The sequence below is a fragment of the Methanoregula sp. genome, from assembly GCF_002835825.1.
GTDB lineage: Archaea > Halobacteriota > Methanomicrobia > Methanomicrobiales > Methanospirillaceae > Methanoregula.
The window spans coordinates 1-1,910 of record NZ_PIZH01000393.1 but is presented as its reverse complement, the minus strand read 5'-3'; the positions used below and the strand labels follow the sequence as shown (position 1 = coordinate 1,910).

At 57.6% G+C, this 1,910-nt stretch carries 1 protein-coding gene; it reads left to right on the top strand.

Annotation, left to right across the window (positions count from 1 at the left end):
* Positions 1-1,910: PKD domain-containing protein (locus CW742_RS11445; protein WP_292420503.1), on the top strand; the 1,910-nt coding region annotated here is incomplete at both ends.

Here is a 1,910-nt window from a genome sequence, read left to right as displayed (position 1 = left end):
ATGTCGCGCTCAGCATCACCAACAGTTCCGGAACAAATGTAACAACGATGACCGGTTTCATCACCGTCACTTCACCGCCATCCCCGGTTCTCCCGGTGCCCGTCATTACCGCTGACACGACAGCAGGAAATGCACCGTTAGCCGTACAGTTCTCGTCCGCGGATTCTATTGTTGCCAGCCCGACCGGTTACCTCTGGACGTTTGGGGACGGCAATACATCAGCTCTCGCAAACCCGACATTCACCTACTCAATCCCCGGAACCTATGATGTCGCGCTCAGCATCACCAACAGTTCCGGAACAAATGTAACAACGATGACCGGCTATATCACCGCATCGCCGGCACCGCTGGGTGCCCAGCCCCTGCCCGCGTTCACTGCAGATACCACCTCGGGTGCAGTCCCGCTCACGGTCCAGTTCTCCTCCGCACCATCAGATTCCATGTCCCCCACAGCATTTCTCTGGACGTTTGGCGATGGCAGTACATCCGTGCTTGAGAACCCGTCGCACGGGTATAATGCGGTGGGAGTGTTCGACGTCTCGCTCCGGATCACCAACAGCTCAGGATTCAACACGACCACAAGAACCGGTTATATCTCTACCCACAGCACAGCCGGCACCAGTGCAACGCTCCCTCCAGGAAGCACGCTCACCGGCAACCAGATATCGATCAATCTCACTGGCGCGGGAGGAGATGCATCGTTCAACGGCGACCAGATCATCGTAAACAACCTGGGCGGTTTTGACCAGATCATCTTCAGCACGAGCGGGGTGGGCAACACGACCGGAAATCTTACCGGGACTGTAACCGGCGTCCTGCTCGTTACACCGGTGATGACTGCCAGTATTCCCGAAGGCACGGCCACCCTCCAGGCAAACATCTCTGCATCGGCCTATGACAACGGCGGCGATATCAGTTTCACATTCATGGGCGCAAATGAGAGCCTGAACGCTGCTTACGGGTCGCTGCTCGGGAGCGGTATGAACGAGACGGCCCTTGTCTTTGAGATCACGGCAACCGGTATGGATTCCATCACCGGTTCGGTCCTCACCATCACGGTACCTGATGCATTCCGCGAGCGGAATTCCGGGGGTATTGCGGTTGTCTGGACCCACGGCGGCACCAGCACGGTGCTGACGGCAACGTACCTCGGATCCTCTGGAGGTGTATCCACGTACCAGATTACCGTTCCGGGCGGGTTCTCAACATTTGGCGTTGTGGGTCTTGGAGCGGTAACGTCATCATCGGCACCGGCATCACCGGGATCCGTATCTTCAGTAGGCGGCAGCTCGCTGAGCTCAACCTCGGATTCTTGGCCGGTGTCCCGTGCAGAGCCGGTTGTTGGAACACAGAACGTTAACGTTGGCGGGAATTCTGCCATCAGGCAGGTAACGGTAACCGGCACCGGCGTGCGGGATATTGTCGTGACCGCGTTCAGTCGCTGGGGTCCTCCACAGGGCATACCAGAACTGGACTTCCCGATCTACCAGTACGTTGAGATCAACCCTGCCCGGTACACCACGATAACTTCGGTAACAATCCTGTTCTCCGTACCACAGGAATGGGCGGACGGACAGGAGTTCTCAAGGGACGATTTCGGATTGCATCACTATACAAATGGAGCCTGGCAAAGCCTGCCCACAACCTGGGTGAAGACCGAGAACGGCCAGATGTACTTCTCGGCTGAAAGTTCCGGATTCTCCCTGTTTGCCATCGGAGCACGAAACCCGGGTGGAAACGAGCGGGTTCTTGCCAGCCACTCATCAGAAACATTCGGGGAAGTTTCCGGCATCCCGCCAGATACACCTGCACAGGTCTCATCGGCAGGCCCGGGACATGCTCCTGCACCAACAAAAACAGCTGCTGTACCACCACGGGAGGATCCCGTGCCCGGCATCTTGGTGCCCGTT